The following is a 15,501-nucleotide window of genomic DNA, read 5'->3' as shown; positions in this document are numbered from 1 at the left end:
TTCCGTATGAGCACACAAACATTGCAACGGACAAAACCAACCCCAAAACCAAAATGGTTACGTGTAAAATTACCAACTGGTAAAAAATATACTGAATTACGCGGATTGGTTGATAAGTATGATCTTCACACTATTTGCACCTCCGGAAGCTGCCCCAACATGGGCGAATGCTGGACCGAAGGAACTGCAACCTTTATGATCTTGGGAAACACCTGTACCCGATCATGTGGTTTTTGTGGTGTAAAAACCGGAAGGCCAGACACCATAGATTGGGACGAGCCTGAAAAAGTAGGCCGCTCTATTAAATTAATGGACATTAAACATGCTGTGATTACCTCAGTAGATCGTGACGATTTAAAAGATATGGGCTCTATAATCTGGGCTGAAACGGTTAAAGCAATCCGCCGTATGAATCCCAATACCACTCTAGAAACCCTTATACCAGATTTTCAAGGCGAAACCCGAAACATAGATCGTATCATTGCGGTAAAGCCAGAAGTGGTTTCGCACAATATGGAAACGGTAAAACGATTAACCCGAGAGGTTCGTATACAAGCAAAATATGAGCGTAGCCTGGAGGTTTTAAACTATTTAAAGCAACAAGGGATTGAACGTACCAAAAGTGGGATTATGTTGGGTCTTGGCGAACAAGAAGACGAAGTAATTGAAACGCTAGAAGATTTACGCTCCGTTGGGTTGAATATTGTAACCATTGGTCAATATTTACAACCTTCTAAAAAGCATTTGCCTGTAAAAGAGTTTATCACCCCAGAACAATTTAAAAAATATGAAACCATAGGCCTTGAAATGGGCTTTCGTCACGTAGAAAGTGGTGCTTTGGTACGATCTTCATATAAAGCCCAAAAACACTTAACATAAATGGTTTGTTATGTCAAAATCTATTAAAGTTGGTATAAACGGCTTTGGGCGCATAGGCCGAAATCTTTTTAGGCTATTACTCGATCATCCAAAAATTAATGTCGTTGCCATTAATGATTTGGCCGATGCCAGAACGCTATCGCATTTGCTTAAGTATGACAGTATTCACGGCGTGTTACATAGAGAGGTTTCGTATACTGAAAAAAGCATATTAGTTAACGATACGTCGTTCCGTTTTTCTTCTGAAAAAAATATTGACGACATTAATTGGGACGGTATTGATATTGTGGTGGAAAGCACTGGCAAGTTCAAACTTCGTGAACAGTTGGAGAAACATATAAAGGCTGATGTAAAAAAGGTCATTCTTTCGGTTCCTCCGCTTGAAGATGATATAAAAACCGTCGTGATCGGTATTAACGATGATATCTTGGATGAAAGTGACACTATAATTTCAAATGCATCGTGCACCACTAACAATGCGGCACCTATGCTTAAAATAATCCACGATCTTTGCGAAATTAAACAAGCTTACATTACAACTGTACACTCCTACACAACAGACCAAAGCTTGCACGATCAACCCCATAGGGATTTACGTCGAGCACGCGGAGCGGCACAATCCATTGTTCCTACCACCACTGGAGCTGCAAAAGCACTGACCAAAATTTTTCCCGATTTGGCTTCAGTGATTGGCGGATGTGGTATTCGGGTTCCTGTGCCTAACGGTTCTTTATGCGATATTACCATTAATGTAAAAAATAAAACATCAATTGAAGCAATTAATAAAGCGTTCAAAATAGCTTCAGAAACCAGTTTAAAAAACATTCTTCAATACACCGAAGACCCTATTGTTTCTATTGACATTGTGGGCAATACACACTCTTGTATATTTGATGCTGGAATGACTTCGGTAATTGGCGAGAAAATGGTAAAAATAATTGGCTGGTACGACAATGAAAGAGGATATTCATCGAGAATAGTAGATTTAATCTTACAGGTTTCGATTAAATAACTATATTTAGCGTTAAAGTACAAATTATAAAATGCACAAAGCATTATTTAAACATACGTGGTTACCATTGTTCTTCACCTTATTTTTAACGGCAGCAGCCGTTATGGCACAAAAGCAAGAAACAGATACGGTTGCTTTAATAAAAAAAACCCGAGAAAAAGCCATTCAAGCTATCCACAAACAAGATTTTGATGTAGCCATTTTAAAACTTAATGAAGCTAATAAATTAGCACTAAATTCTAAAGACGATCTTTTAAAGTCGGACATTCGGTACCACATTGCAGAACTGCATTATCATCTTCAGAATTTTCAAAAGGCTTCCGAAGAAATAAATAAATCTATTACCCTTATAGAAACCCTTTACAGTAATGAAAAGGAAATTGCTAAAGCATACACCTTAAAAGGATTAATACTACTTAATACTGGAAATTATACTGAGTCTGAACTTTATTTAAAAGATGCCTACAAAATATTCATAAAATCAAATGATGAAGCTGGTCAAGGACAAGTTATTTCAGGCTTGGGCCAATTAGATTTACAAAAAAAGAATTATAAGTCTGCCATAAATTATTTTGATGCTGCTATTCCTTTATTAAAAAATAATAATTTTAGTTATAAAGAAGCTGAAGTACATTTAAAAAAGGCTGAAGCATTTATAAACTTAAATAGCAGTCCTCAATCAATCAACCTTAATAAAGCAAAAGCTTCCTTAGATAAAGCTCTTACCATAATAGACACTAATTCATTTACAAAATTAAAAACAGATAGTTATAAAACCATTTCGTATATAGCTCTTAAAGAGAATGATTATAAAAAATCTGAAGAAAATCTTTCCCTCTACGAAAAAAAGAGTGAAGAGCTCTACAAAACATATATGGATGCTGTTTCAAAAGGAGTAGATGTAGAGTCTAATGTTGGAGACCTTAATGAAATTATCGCCACTCAAAAAGATGACCTAGATAAAAAGCAAAAGTCCATCAAGTTTACTCAAATGACCACTGGTTTGAGTATCGCACTAATTGTAATACTTTCCCTACTAACATTATCACTCTATAAAAACAATAACTTACGAGCAAAGGCAAACAACTTATTAAAAGATAAAAACACTGAATTACAGTTAGCGAAAGAGAAAGCCGAAAAAGCATCTTTGGCCAAAGCACAATTTTTATCTACAATAACACACGAATTAAGAACGCCCTTATATGCCGTAACCGGTCTCACACACTTATTGCTTGAAGAAGACCCTAAAGACCACCAAAAGGAGCACTTAAACTCTTTAAAGTTTTCAGGAGAATACTTACTATCTTTAATTAATAACATATTAGACCTCAATAAACTAGAAGCTAACAAAGTAGAACTTGAACGAACTTCTTTTAATCTAAAAAAACGGATTAACGATGTGCTGGTTGCACTCAAAAAATCTGCTGACGACAAAAAGAACAAGCTCCATTTAGAGTTTGACGAAAGTATTCCTAATAAGTTAGTTGGCGACCCTTTAAAGCTATCCCAAATTTTAATAAACTTAATTGGGAATTCATTGAAGTTTACACAAAATGGAGATGTTACCGTTCGTGTTCAGAGCTTGGAGCAAAAGAAAAATAAAATACAATTGCACTTTGAAATTGAAGACAATGGCGTAGGAATTTCACGCAAAAAACAGAAAAGTATTTTTGAAACATTCTCTCAAGGATCCCTTCAAATTAACCGGAAGTTTGGTGGTACTGGTCTTGGGCTTTCCATTGTTAAAAACTTACTCGAATTAATGAACAGTAAAATAAATTTAGACAGCCAATTGGGTAAAGGCTCTAAGTTTTGGTTTAACTTAACACTGTCCGTTTCTGAAGAAGCCCAAGAAGATAAAAACCCAAACAATATTATTTACGACGTAGACTACGTAGCACTGGAAAACAAATCTATTTTAGTGGTTGAGGATAACAAAATCAACCAAATGATTACTAAGAAAATACTAGAAAAAAATCATATGAAGTGTATGGTTGCAGATAACGGAATGGATGCCATTAAAATAGTGAAAGAAAATAAATTTGATGTTATCCTTATGGACATCCATATGCCGGGTATTAGCGGTATTGAAGCAACACAAAAGATAAGAGACTTCGATAAGCAAATTCCAATTATTGCTTTAACTGCAGTTACTGTTGATGAAAACTTAGATGATTTTTACCGTGCTGGTTTTAATGATATAATTCCAAAACCCTTTAAAACTGAAGAGTTCTTCGAGAAAATTTACCGTACTATTAAAAACAAAAAATTACCGGTTGATAGTTAATTTTTAAATTTTGCTTCAACTCGCTTTAAGATGGACTCTTTAAAATATTGCTCTTGCCCGTTCTTTATTTTCGTGGTAATAGGTAAGTAATACAATGCAAATTTATCGATTTTGTGCTGTAAACGCATAAAGTCTTTTTCAGTAGTTAAAATAAGTTCTTCTTTTTTTAATCTTTCAATTTCTTCTGAAGAAAAATGATGATGATCTGCATATTTCATATGAGTAAACTGAAAGTTTTTGTTTTTCATAAAATCGACTAATGGTTTAGGATTGGCAATACCCGTAACCAAAGTAAATTTTTTATCTATTAGGTAATCTAATGGGAGGCTTTCTGCTTTCCCATAAATTGTATCATCATATCCAATGGTAGAAAAATAGATTTTTTGATGATTTTGCAAAGGTATTACAAATTCAATTTCCTGCAGTTTTGAATACGGTACTTTGGTGGGGCATTTAGTAATTACAATAATATCGGCTCGTTTAGCACCACTTCTTGGCTCACGCAAATCACCTGTTGGCAACATATAATCGTTTATATACAAATCGTGAAAAGGCGTTAACAAGATATTGGTATCGGCTTTTACTTTTCGGTGTTGAAACGCATCATCTAGCAAAATCACTTCTGTTTTTTTCTGAAGCTGTTTAATCCCAGTTCTTCTATCGGCACAAACGGCAACGGTTACATTTGGAAATTTCTTTTTAAACTGAAGTGGTTCGTCTCCGGTTTCTTCAGCAGTGTGTGAGGGTAACACTTCTAAGTAGCCTGATGTTTTCCGTTTATAACCGCGGCTTAACACTGCTATTTTATAGTCGTTCTGTAAGGTTTCAATCAAAAACTCAATCATAGGGGATTTTCCCGTCCCACCTGTCGAAAGATTCCCCACGCAAATTATAGGTAAATTAAATTCTGTGCTTTTTAGAATATTTTTATTGTACAGATAATTTCTAAAACCGGTTACCCAACCATACAAAACAGCAAAAGGGAATAATAAGGTGCGCAGTGTTTTCATACAACGAAAGTACTAATTACCATGAATATGAACCATATTGATTTAAAATTAAAATGAAATCATAAACAAATTCTTTCAAATATGGTAAAACAGTTGAAACTACTATCTTTACGGTAAAATGAACTATAGCTTATGAAAGTAAAAGAAGTAATTCAAATTTTAGATGATTTTGCACCCCTTTCCTATTCCGAAGGGTTTGATAATACTGGTTTGTTAGTGGGTGATACCAATGCTTCGGTATCAGGAATTCTCGTTACTTTAGACACCTTAGAAGAAGTCGTTGACGAAGCCATTGCCAACAACTGTAATCTTATTGTGAGCTTTCATCCCATTATTTTTTCAGGATTAAAAAAAATTACTGGAAAAACGTATGTAGAACGCGTTGTGCAAAAAGCCATAAAGAACGATATCAATATTTTCGCTATTCATACTGCTCTAGACAACGCTTGGAACGGTGTAAACGCCATGATCTGCGAAAAGCTTAAACTCACTAACAGGAAGGTTTTAATACCTAAAGAAAATGCTATTAAAAAACTCGTGACATTTGTTCCGGTTAAAGATGCTTCAACAGTACGAGAATCACTATTTCAAGCTGGAGGCGGTGAAATAGGCAATTACAGCAATTGTAGCTTTAATATTAAGGGAGAAGGTAGTTTCAACGGAAATGAAGAAAGCAACCCAACAATTGGTAATAAAGGGGAAACACATTTTGAAGAAGAAATTCAAATTGGCATTACCTTTCATAAGCACAAAGAAGGTAAAATTATGAAAGCACTTTTAGACTCTCACCCTTATGAAGAGGTAGCTTATGAAATCACCACCCTAGAAAATAGAAACCAACACTTAGGTATGGGGATGATAGGTGAACTTTCAAATGAAGTTTCTGAAGACAACTTTTTAAAATTTATTAAAGAAACGATGCAAACGGGATGCGTGCGGCATTCAAAACTTCAGAATAAAAAAATAAAAAAAGTTGCGGTTTTAGGCGGTAGCGGAAGTTTCGCCATTAAAGCTGCAAAAGCAGCAGGAGCAGATGCTTACGTAACAGCAGACTTAAAATACCACGACTTTTTTACGGCTGAAAACAATATACTATTGTGCGATATTGGTCATTATGAAAGTGAACAGTACACAAAAGACCTTTTAGTTTCTTTCCTTACAAAAAAAATTAGTAATTTTGCAATCGTTTTATCACAAATAAACACCAATCCTATTAGCTATTTTTAATTTATGGCAAAGAAAAAAGAAACCACTGTAGAAGAAAAGTTAAGAGCACTGTACGATCTACAATTGATAGATTCTAGAATCGATGAAATCCGCAATGTACGCGGCGAATTACCTTTAGAGGTTGAAGATCTGGAAGATGAAGTAGCCGGTATGAACACTCGTCTTGACAAACTCAATACAGACCTTGAGGTTATTGAAGGCAATATCAAAGAGAAGAAAAATGGTATTGAAGAGTCTAAAGCACTTATCAAAAAATATTCTGCACAGCAGGACAATGTCCGCAACAATCGTGAATATAACTCTTTGAGCAAAGAGGTAGAATTTCAAGAACTGGAAATTCAATTATCTGATAAGCACATAAAAGAGTTTAAAGCACAGATTGAGCAGAAAAAAGAAGTAATCGAGAAGACAAAAGAGCAACTTGATGAACGCAAAGATCACCTAAAGCACAAACAAAGTGAGTTGGATGATATCCTTTCAGAAACTGAAAAAGAGGAAAAAGCTCTTATCAAGGAGTCTGAAAAGTATGAAAAGAAAATTGAAGAACGTTTGGTAAAAGCATACAAACGTATTCGAACTAGCGTGAAAAATGGCTTAGCTGTAGTTGCGGTAGAACGTGGTGCTTCTGGCGGGTCTTTCTTTACAATTCCACCTCAAGTGCAAATGGAAATTGCTTCCAGAAAAAAAATCATTGCAGATGAGCACAGTGGTCGTATTTTAGTAGATCCTGCTCTTGCAGAGGAAGAAAAAGAAAAAATGGATAAACTTTTCACTAAAGTTTCATAAACAACTCCAACTAAAAATTTAAAAGCCTTCATACAATGTGAGGGCTTTTTTTATTGCTTTTCTTGAAAGGATTTTTTAACAAAACCGACTTACCCAAAAAAAGAAACCATTATGAATAAGATTTTTTTAGCAGTTATTACTGCCATGTTGTTATCCTTTCAGGTATCCTGTCAGTCCAACAAAAAGAATAAAGAAACAGAAGCTATGGCTCAAAAAAGCCAACAACCAGTTGAAGTTGCAACCCAAGATGGCTTGGAGCGCGCTTATTTTGCCAGCGGATGTTTTTGGTGCGTAGAGGCTATTTATGAAAGCATAGAAGGCGTAAAAGAATCTATTTCGGGCTACAGCGGCGGGCATACTAAAAACCCAACCTACGAATCAAGTAACACAGGAACTACTGGTCATGCTGAAGCTGTCGAGATAATTTACAACCCAGATGTAGTTTCATTTAAAACATTGGTAGATGTTTATTTTGGTTCTCAAAACATAAAACAAGTAAACGGTCAAGGTCCAGACAGAGGTTCACAGTACCGAAGCATTATTTTTTATCAAAATGATGAGCAAAAACAAATTATAGAAAATAAAGTGACCGAATTGGAAAAAGAAGTAGGTGAAGGGAAGGTTGCTGCACAAATATTACCATTTCAAAAATTTTGGGATGCTGAAGGATATCACCAAAATTATGAGAAAAACAATCCGCAGAATCCCTATATCCAAAATGTTTCTATACCTCGTTTAAAAAAGTTTCAGAAAAAATTCCCGGAACTTTTAAAAGAGGACGCTAGTCATTAAGAAAATTGAAAAAGAAGAACTAAAAAGGAGCTAATCAAGCTCCTTTTTTTGTGACTTTTACTTCAAAGATTAGCGGATATAATTTTGAAGGAAGTTCGTAAAGTTGATTTTCTGCTTTTATTAAACCAGGGAATATGTTATATGGGGAAGCATCGTGCTCTCGTAAAAACTCTATTTCTAAACCGGCTTGAGCAAGTGAAGTGACAACTTCGCCCAAACTGTGATTCCAGCCATATTCTTTGCTTATTATTTCGGAATTTTCATCGGCATACGTTCCTTTATATTCTTCATAAATCACTCCTTTCTGGTGATAGCCATACTTTAACTCTGGTGGTTCTTGCAAGTAATCGAACATCCACGCTATTGGATGAAACTCAACGATGTAAAATACCCCATCGGGTTTTAGTCGTTCACTTATCATTTGTGCCCATGGTTTTAAATCTGGCAACCAACCTATTACACCATAGCTTGTATAAATAATGTCAAATTTTTTAGAAATATGTTTCGAAACATCTAGCACATTGCAGCAAACAAATTGAGCACTTTGATTAATTTCATTATTCAAATTTCGGGCAAGTTTTATAGCTTCTTCTGATATATCTACTCCAGTACATTTTGCTCCTATCCTACTCCAACTTAATGTATCTTGCCCAAAATGACATTGCAAATGCAATAATGATTTTCCTGAAACATCTCCCAAAGCTACTAGTTCAAAGCTATTTAATGAAGTCTTTCCTTTTTTAAAAGATTCTATATCATAAAAGTCGCTCTTTGCGTGGATAGCCACCTTTTTATCCCACGTTTCTTTATTCGTATTAAACTCTTTTTGAAAATTCATTTACATACAATTTCAGCTAAGGTATAAAAAAATCATTTTTTTGACGATTCAATTATATTTTATGCCTATAAATAAACATTAACTATTATTTTATGAATTAGTTTTTTAAAATGTTAACATCACGCGTTAAACAGAGGTTAAATAGTTAAAACTACACGTTTTTTATTGTAGCTTTAATCCAACTTAACAAAAAAACAATCATTATGAGAGATTTAATTTGGCTTATCATAGTAATATTAATTATTGGATGGCTTATTGGGTATATCGGTTTTCCCGATGCAGTTGGTAGCCTAATTCATATTTTACTAGTATTGGCAGTAATTGGTATATTATATCGCCTTGCCACTGGCAGAAGACCTTAAATAGGTTTAAAATAAATAAAAACTAACCCTTAAAAATTTACATTATGAGAAAATTATTTTTATTATTCTTTGTCGCAGGATTACTTAGTACCGGCTTTGTTAGCTGCCGCGAAAACAAGTCAGTAGGAGATGAAATTGAAGATGTTGCGGATGACGTAGAAGATGCAGTAGATTAACCTTCAACCATCTAGACGTATAAAAATAGCCCTTTCAAAATTTTGAAAGGGCTATTGTTTGTTAACCTAATAGCTTATTCCACTTTGGTTTTTTGTCAATATAATATTTTACAAATGGGCAAACAGGTACCAACTTCAAATCTTTAGCCTCAATTTTTTGCAAAACTTGTTCTACCATAGAAGATCCTATCCCCTGCCCTTCCAACTCAGTTGGCACTTTCACACGAGTTAAATAAATTGTGTTCCCCTCTATTTTATAATCTACAATTACAGTTTGTTTTTGTACGGTTGCTTCAAACCGTTTTTTTCTTTGTTGTCTAAGATTGTAAAACCCATTATTCTTTATTAAGTACTTTTTATTAAAGATACGAAATTTATGTGGTGAAAGTAAGTTTCTGTATTTTTACGGAAAGTAAACCTTATATGAAAAATCTATTCTTTTTTATTTTCCTTTCAGCTAGTTTAATAAGTTGTAAAAACGATGCAAAATCAAACAATGTTGATGAAGAAGCCGAAATGACTTCAGAAGAAAAGATGCCTGAAAACCCAACAACAGCAGAAGCCATTGCGTATGCTAATGGTTTTGAGAACTGGGATGACGTTTCTGAAATATCGTTCACCTTCAATGTGGATCGCAGCGAACAACATTTTCAACGCTCTTGGACGTGGATGCCCAAAGAAGATAAAGTAAAAATGGTTTCAGAAAAAGATACTGTAAACTATGCCCGAACTAAAATGGATAGCACCATTCAAAAAGCAGACGCTGGTTTTATTAATGATAAGTATTGGCTCTTGGCTCCTTTCAATTTAATGTGGGATGAAGGCACGACCTTTTCTGAAAAGAAGAATGTTATTGCGCCAATTTCAAAAGACACGCTTAACCAATTAACCGTTGTATACAGTAACGATGGCGGTTATACTCCTGGTGACGCCTATGATTTATACTTCGGAAATGATTACAAAATTAAAGAATGGGTGTACCGCAAAGGAAACGACTCTGTCGCAACGATGGCAACCACTTGGGAGGATTATAAAAATTATAATGGTTTAGAAATCGCAACTATGCATAAAGACAGTACAGGAAGTTTTAAATTATACTTTACAGACGTTACAGTCAAAAAGTAATTTATTTTTTTAATAACCGTGTTGTAAAGATATTTTGTTCTTCGTTATTCTGAAGTGTAATAAAATACATTCCCTGTTGTAATGCTGAAACATTTAGCATTGCCTTGTTGTTTTCACTGAAATCTGACGGCTGAGAAAGCACTTGCCTACCTTGTAAGTCAAAAATAGAAATCTGTAATGGGATTTCACTTTCATAAAGTATTGTTACTATTTCCGAAGCAGGATTCGGAAAAACAACGCCTTTTTCAGCTACCCTTTTTGTGAAATATGCTTCAGCAAACTCAAAAGCATGTTTTCCTAGTTTCTCACCTATTTCACGCCCAGGAATATCGTCAATTGGCGGGTGTATGCCTCCCCAAATACGGGACAAACTACATTGGTCCGATGCATCTCTATACGTTGCCCACTGCAGTTGCATATCCATACTCGGGCCTTGTTCAAACACTAAAAACTCATTCTTTTTTACTTCAAATGTTCCCATTCCACCCGGAAAGTAAGGATCTCCTGTTAACGTTGTTAATATTTCAGCTGCAGCTCTTGAAAAAGTAGAATGCCCAGACACATATCCTGCAAATGGTGGTGTAACAAACGATGGGCGTTGGTATGGAAACCATTCTTCTGCTAAAATCCAACCCACACCCGCTTCATCTACATTAGGGTCGGCAATCTCGCCCGGTCCCCGCCAAGCATATAGTTTAATCTTATGTAAATTTTCATTAAAAGCTCCTGCAAGAGGATCACCCTCCTCAACCAATTCGATATAGCCTTCAATAAGCGGTAAACCGTGCGGGCTATAACGTGGTAATGCTGAGTCGCTCGACTGTCCTTGATCACTCATATACCGAATGGCACTCACTGGTCTTACATAATCATAATATCCCTTAATACCCCAAGCTGAAATGGCCACATCGTGCATAGCACCACCCAGAATAAAGTAAGATTTTACATCCCACTCTAAATCTGAAAGAACCTCACCAATACCTTTAAATTTTTTAGTTAATTCCGGCTGATCGTTAACGTAATTTAAAATGGTAAACCAATGCCCTGGTGGGGTTTCACTATCTGGCCCATCTGCCCAAAATTCGGCTAACACACGAGCGTAATCACCGCGAGGCACCAACTGCTTTTCATATGGCTCACCCGTAACAGGGTTTAGCTCGCGTCCATTACTAGGATCACCTCCATCTTTATAATCGTAAAAAGTTTTATACTCTTCAAAAGTGGCAGGAAAATCGGTGCTATCAAAGTCACCAATACTTGCTGGTGAGATATCAATCATTACTTCATCGGTAGAGTCCAAATGTGAACTCCATACAGCAACTAAGGCAAAACTCCATTTGTAAGGATCATCTATTCCTTTGTAATCTTGAATGTACCATGGATCACCGGGATCAAAATAGCAGTTATAGTCAAAACCTGATGTCGAGTATGTTTTTAATTCCTTTTCATTTAAGGAAAAAGGAACGACAGCTCCCCATTCTGGTCCTAAAAAGGGTGGTTGTCCTCCCGGAATGGTATTTCCGCTTTGGTCTACCCAATTTTCCACTTTTAATGGTTGCCAATGGTTTGGATGTTCTAATGTTGAATTCCCTACAAAATCGAGATTCAATGCTTCATTTAAAGGTTCGTAATACCGATTTTCATAATCATTGGCTTCATTAGAGCCATCCTGTAGTCCAAAAGCTATTAATTGCTCGGCGATGTAATTTCCCAAAGCAGCAGGGTTGCCATTTTTATAATTAGTTGAAGAGTAGTTTTTATCATAGCCTAATTCATCCATTAAACTATCTATTGACATAAAAATTTCTTCGCTTCCAGGTGAGTTTTGAAAACGTTGTTTCATTAATCGATACACCGCATAACTAATCGCTTTCTTTTGTGCTTCGGAAACTGTTTCTGAAGTTTCAAACCCCTCAAATTCACAATTAAAACCATCAATGGTATTTCCTAAAAAATACGGCGCAGCTTGTTTATCAAACACAGCCCAAACATCGTACATCGCAACCGAAGTATGAAATAGATTACGGGCGTGCACCACCGGCCGTGCAAAATCATTGCGAATGCCATGCAACACTTCCTCATTCCACTTTCTAGCGATGGATTGTGAAAATGCTGTTGTTGAAACAACTACTACTAAAAAAAGAAGTACAAATTTCTTCATATTGAATTCAAATGTACGAAACATCACACAATCAAGACGTTAAAATTTATGCGTTAAGGACACTACTTCAGTAATTATAAACCATATTAAATTGTTATTTTTGTTAGAAGCCGAAACGAATCGTATGAACTACCAAAACTCACTGGAATTTGCAAAGCAATTAGACACTGAAGACAGCTTATCGCATTTCAGAAAAAAATTCCACATTCCTCAAGATAAAGACAACAACGAACTGATTTACCTCTGCGGAAACAGTTTAGGGTTACAACCTAAAACCACCTCAACCTATATTCAAAAAGAATTGCAAGATTGGGCCAAATTAGGGGTTGAAGGCCATACCGAAGGCGAACACCCTTGGTTGCCGTATCACGAATTGCTTTCCGAAAGCATGGCCAAAATAGTAGGTGCTAAACCTAGCGAAGTGGTGATGATGAACACGCTGACCACCAACTTACATTTAATGATGGTTTCGTTTTATCAACCTACCGATAAAAAGTATAAAATCGTCATTGAAGCCGATGCTTTTCCCAGCGACAAATACGCGATGGAAAGTCAGTTAAAGTTTCACAGCCATGATGAAAAGGAAGGACTCATCCTATGGAAACCCAGAGAAGGTGAAGAGTTATGTCGTTTTGAAGATCTAGAAGCGATTATGAATGAACAAGGCGACGAAATCGCTTTATTAATGATTGGTAGCACAAACTACTATAGCGGGCAATCGTTCCCACTCAAAAAAATCACCGAATTAGGACACAAACACGATTGTAAAGTAGGTTTTGATTTAGCTCACGGAGCTGGGAACATTCAACCTAACTTACACGAATCGGGAGCAGATTTCGCGGTTTGGTGTAGTTATAAGTATTTAAACAGTGGTCCAGGAAGTTTGGGCGGTTGTTTTGTTCACGAACGCCACGCAAATAATAAAGAGTTAAAACGTTTCACAGGTTGGTGGGGGCACAATAAGCAAACCCGTTTCAATATGCGGAAAGATTTTGATGCCTTACCAGGTGCCGAAGGCTGGCAATTGAGCAATCCACCTATTTTATCGATGGCTGCCATTAGAGCATCGTTAGATGTTTTTGAGGAAGCTGGTTTTGACAATCTTCGAAAGAAATCGGTTAAACTCACTGGTTTTTTAGAATTTCTTTTAGATGACATGAACAATGAAAGCATATCAGTTATCACACCTAGAACACCAGAAGAACGGGGTTGTCAATTATCCATTCAAGTAAAAAACGCCGATAAAAGCTTACATACCAAATTAACCGAATCTTGTGTAATCAGTGATTGGCGCGAGCCTGATGTAATCCGTATTGCCCCTGCTCCACTCTACAATAGTTTTGCAGATGTGTTTGGCTTTGTCCAAAAACTGAAACAAGTGCTAAATAATTAATTCTACTATAGCAAACCTCATCACTTCACCATGAACACAAAAGATAACATATTAGTAATTGGCGCTGGACTCTGCGGTAGTTTACTCAGCTTACGATTAGCTCAACGTGGATATCAAGTTACCCTAGTTGAAAAAAGACCTGATCTACGAAAAACAACCCAAGACGCCGGGCGTTCTATCAACTTAGCATTAAGTGATCGAGGTTTAAAAGGATTGCGACTTGCCGGTGTTGAAGAAGACGCCAAAAAACTGTGTATTCCTATGAACGGTCGAATGATTCACGACCGTCAAAGCAATACATTTTTAAGTAAATACAGCGGACGTAAAAATGAATACATCAACTCGGTTTCAAGACCAGGCTTAAATAAATTGTTGTTAGATGCTGCGGAAGCGATGCCGAATGTGAAAATTATTTTCAATCATGGTTGCAAAACGGTTGATTTGCCCAACGCTTCAGCAACTTTTAAAAATTATGAAACCAATGAAGAAGTCACTTTAAGCGGAGATATTCTATTAGGAACTGACGGTGCCGGTTCAGCCGTTCGAAAAAATATGTTCTTGCACAAAAAGTTTTTATTTAGCTTTTCACAAGATTGGTTAACCCACGGTTATAAAGAACTGGAGATTCCAGCTAAAAAAGACGGAGGATATCGTACCTACACCAATGCATTACATATTTGGCCACGCGGAGAAGATATGCTTATTGCCTTACCCAATTTAGATGGAAGTTTCACCGTTACCCTATTTCTTCCATATAAAAACAGCGATTATTGTTTCGAAAATTTAAACACTCCAGAACGGGTTACTGAATATTTCGAGAAAGAATTTCCTGATGCATTAGAATTGATGCCTAATTTAGCTGAAGAATTTTTTAATAATCCAACAGGGCCACTGGGCACCATAAAATGTTCTCCTTGGAGCACCTACGGAAAAACTTTATTGTTGGGCGATGCGGCTCACGCAATCGTTCCATTTTATGGACAAGGAATGAATGCCTCATTTGAAGATGTAGTGGTTTTTGATGAAATTTTAGAGAAATATGAAAGCAATCTCACCGACGGAACGCTTCACTGGGAAACTATTTTTCAAGAATATGAAGTCAATCGCAAAAAAGACACCGACGCCATTGCCGATTTAGCGGTCGATAACTTTCACGAAATGAAAGAGCACACGGCAAGTCCATTATTCCAACGCAAACGAAAACTGGAAACTGCTTTTGAAGCGGAGTTTCCACAGGAATATTATAGTAAATATTCTTTAGTTACCTTTAACGAACACATCACTTACGATGAGGCTTTACGAAAAGGACGGGCACAAGACAAAGCCATCTTAAACTTGCTAGACGATGGAAAATTACCTGATTCGTTATCGCTTCAAGAAAAATTAAAATTGGTAAAACGCGAGACCAAAGAGATTATGCACGATGATGCGGTGGTAAAAAACTTAAAATAAA

General features: G+C 36.2%; 15 protein-coding genes. 11 read left to right on the top strand and 4 right to left on the bottom strand.

The window, feature by feature from the left end; genetic code table 11:
* The first annotated feature begins 6 nt into the window (after window positions 1–6).
* From lipA to DZ858_RS07475, 3 genes are read left to right on the top strand one after another with little or no spacing between them, the layout of a single operon-like run.
* A complete protein-coding gene (gene lipA / locus DZ858_RS07485) occupies window positions 7–879 on the top strand; it encodes a lipoyl synthase (RefSeq protein WP_117158942.1) in 873 nt (290 codons plus the stop codon).
* Window positions 880–889: 10 nt separating this feature from the next.
* On the top strand, window positions 890–1,891 hold the full coding sequence (gap, locus tag DZ858_RS07480) for a type I glyceraldehyde-3-phosphate dehydrogenase (protein WP_117158941.1): 1,002 nt from the start codon (window positions 890–892) through the stop codon (window positions 1,889–1,891).
* Window positions 1,892–1,922: 31 nt separating this feature from the next.
* A complete protein-coding gene (locus DZ858_RS07475) occupies window positions 1,923–4,178 on the top strand; it encodes a response regulator (protein ID WP_117158940.1) in 2,256 nt (751 codons plus the stop codon).
* Here DZ858_RS07475 and lpxK read toward each other — a convergent pair.
* Entirely contained in the window at window positions 4,175–5,188 is a 1,014-nt protein-coding gene (lpxK, locus tag DZ858_RS07470) for a tetraacyldisaccharide 4'-kinase (RefSeq protein ID WP_117158939.1), read from the bottom strand. The two genes, DZ858_RS07475 and lpxK, sit on opposite strands and share 4 nt — an antisense overlap.
* A 132-nt stretch (window positions 5,189–5,320) precedes the next feature.
* Between lpxK and DZ858_RS07465 the strand changes: the two genes are divergently transcribed.
* The 3 genes from DZ858_RS07465 to msrA all read left to right on the top strand — a co-directional run bounded on the left by DZ858_RS07465 (window position 5,321) and on the right by msrA (window position 7,993).
* Complete coding sequence (locus tag DZ858_RS07465) at window positions 5,321–6,415, top strand: Nif3-like dinuclear metal center hexameric protein (RefSeq protein WP_117158938.1); 1,095 nt, start codon at window positions 5,321–5,323, stop codon at window positions 6,413–6,415.
* Window positions 6,416–6,418: 3 nt separating this feature from the next.
* Complete coding sequence (locus DZ858_RS07460; protein WP_117158937.1) at window positions 6,419–7,201, top strand: zinc ribbon domain-containing protein; 783 nt, start codon at window positions 6,419–6,421, stop codon at window positions 7,199–7,201.
* A gap of 111 nt (window positions 7,202–7,312) precedes the next feature.
* A complete protein-coding gene (gene msrA, locus DZ858_RS07455; protein ID WP_117158936.1) occupies window positions 7,313–7,993 on the top strand; it encodes a peptide-methionine (S)-S-oxide reductase MsrA in 681 nt (226 codons plus the stop codon).
* A 34-nt stretch (window positions 7,994–8,027) separates the two neighbouring features.
* On the opposite strand, the gene DZ858_RS07450 is transcribed toward msrA, so the two are convergent.
* Window positions 8,028–8,831, bottom strand: a complete 804-nt coding sequence (locus DZ858_RS07450) for a class I SAM-dependent methyltransferase (protein ID WP_117158935.1) — start codon at window positions 8,829–8,831, stop codon at window positions 8,028–8,030.
* Between the two features lie 203 nt (window positions 8,832–9,034).
* On the opposite strand from DZ858_RS07450, the gene DZ858_RS07445 reads away from it, so the two are divergent.
* Window positions 9,035–9,193, top strand: a complete 159-nt coding sequence (locus DZ858_RS07445) for a lmo0937 family membrane protein (RefSeq protein WP_117158934.1) — start codon at window positions 9,035–9,037, stop codon at window positions 9,191–9,193.
* Window positions 9,194–9,237: 44 nt separating this feature from the next.
* Window positions 9,238–9,369, top strand: coding sequence for a hypothetical protein (locus tag DZ858_RS15350; RefSeq protein WP_262511339.1), 132 nt, complete (start codon window positions 9,238–9,240; stop codon window positions 9,367–9,369).
* 61 nt (window positions 9,370–9,430) lie between these two features.
* Here DZ858_RS15350 and DZ858_RS07440 read toward each other — a convergent pair whose 3' ends face one another.
* A complete protein-coding gene (locus DZ858_RS07440; protein WP_239990764.1) occupies window positions 9,431–9,622 on the bottom strand; it encodes a GNAT family N-acetyltransferase in 192 nt (63 codons plus the stop codon).
* Between the two features lie 170 nt (window positions 9,623–9,792).
* Between DZ858_RS07440 and DZ858_RS07435 the strand changes: the two genes are divergently transcribed.
* A complete protein-coding gene (locus DZ858_RS07435; RefSeq protein WP_117158932.1) occupies window positions 9,793–10,494 on the top strand; it encodes a hypothetical protein in 702 nt (233 codons plus the stop codon).
* Window position 10,495: 1 nt separating this feature from the next.
* Here DZ858_RS07435 and DZ858_RS07430 read toward each other — a convergent pair whose 3' ends face one another.
* A complete protein-coding gene (locus tag DZ858_RS07430; RefSeq protein WP_147309578.1) occupies window positions 10,496–12,655 on the bottom strand; it encodes a T9SS type A sorting domain-containing protein in 2,160 nt (719 codons plus the stop codon).
* A 124-nt stretch (window positions 12,656–12,779) separates the two neighbouring features.
* On the opposite strand from DZ858_RS07430, the gene kynU reads away from it, so the two are divergent.
* Both kynU and DZ858_RS07420 read left to right on the top strand, forming a co-directional pair.
* Window positions 12,780–14,048, top strand: a complete 1,269-nt coding sequence (gene kynU / locus DZ858_RS07425; protein ID WP_117158930.1) for a kynureninase — start codon at window positions 12,780–12,782, stop codon at window positions 14,046–14,048.
* 30 nt (window positions 14,049–14,078) lie between these two features.
* Window positions 14,079–15,500: an FAD-dependent oxidoreductase gene (locus DZ858_RS07420; RefSeq protein ID WP_117158929.1), complete on the top strand. Its 1,422-nt coding sequence runs from the start codon at window positions 14,079–14,081 to the stop codon at window positions 15,498–15,500.
* The last annotated feature ends 1 nt before the right edge of the window (window position 15,501 follow it).

The organism is Marixanthomonas ophiurae (assembly GCF_003413745.1).
GTDB lineage: Bacteria > Bacteroidota > Bacteroidia > Flavobacteriales > Flavobacteriaceae > Marixanthomonas > Marixanthomonas ophiurae.
The sequence above is the reverse complement of the archived record's forward strand: the minus strand, read 5'-3'. Positions and strand labels throughout refer to the sequence as shown.